Source organism: Halorientalis brevis (genome assembly GCF_042678165.1).
Lineage (GTDB): Archaea > Halobacteriota > Halobacteria > Halobacteriales > Haloarculaceae > Halorientalis > Halorientalis brevis.
In genome coordinates this window covers 1-700 of sequence record NZ_JBHUDJ010000019.1, presented here as the reverse complement: position 1 = coordinate 700, position 700 = coordinate 1, and the positions used below count along the sequence as shown (strand labels likewise).

Annotated in this window: 1 protein-coding gene; it reads left to right on the top strand. The window is 57.0% G+C overall.

The genetic code is table 11. The annotated features are described in order from the left end of the window. Positions 1 to 700 (top strand): RNA-guided endonuclease InsQ/TnpB family protein (locus ACFR9U_RS21325; protein WP_379815124.1); only part of this gene is annotated, 700 nt, incomplete at both ends.

Genomic DNA, 700 nt, shown 5'->3' with positions numbered 1-700 from the left:
GGGATCGAGATGGATTCGGAAGTGCCGGCGAAGAAACCGCTTTCTGAACTTGACGCCGATGAGATGGTCGGTATTGACGTGGGCATTCTGAAGTATGCCCACGACACAAGCGGTACGGCAGTCGGTTCTCTCGACCTCTCAGAGGAACGCGACAGGCTCGAACGAGAACAACGGAAACTCTCGCGTAAAGAGTACGAGTCGAACAACTGGGAGAACCACCGGCAGAAAATCGCAGAGTGCCATCTCGACATTAAGCGCAAGCGGCGTGACTTCCTCCACAAACTCTCAAACTACTACGCTCGGGAATATGAACTGGTCGCAGTCGAAGACCTCGGCGTGAAAGAGATGCTGGAATCGCCGCGCAACAGCCGCAACACGGCGTCGGCGGCGTGGAACACCTTCACGAGTATGCTCGAACACAAGTGCGAACGCGACGGGACGCACTTCGTGGAAGTTGCCCCTGAAGGCACGACCAAAGAGTGTGCCGACTGTGGCGTCGAAACCGACAAACCGCTGTGGGTGCGTGAGCATTCTTGTCCAGCCTGCGGCTTCAAAGCGGACAGAGATGCAAACGCAGCGTGTAACATCTTGTCTCGCGGCCTCACTGAACTAGGGGTGGTTCACTCCGAAGGAACGCCTGTGGAGACTGCGCTCCCTGCGGAAACTGCGGTTGTTCCTGCAAAGCGCGTCGTGGAAACAG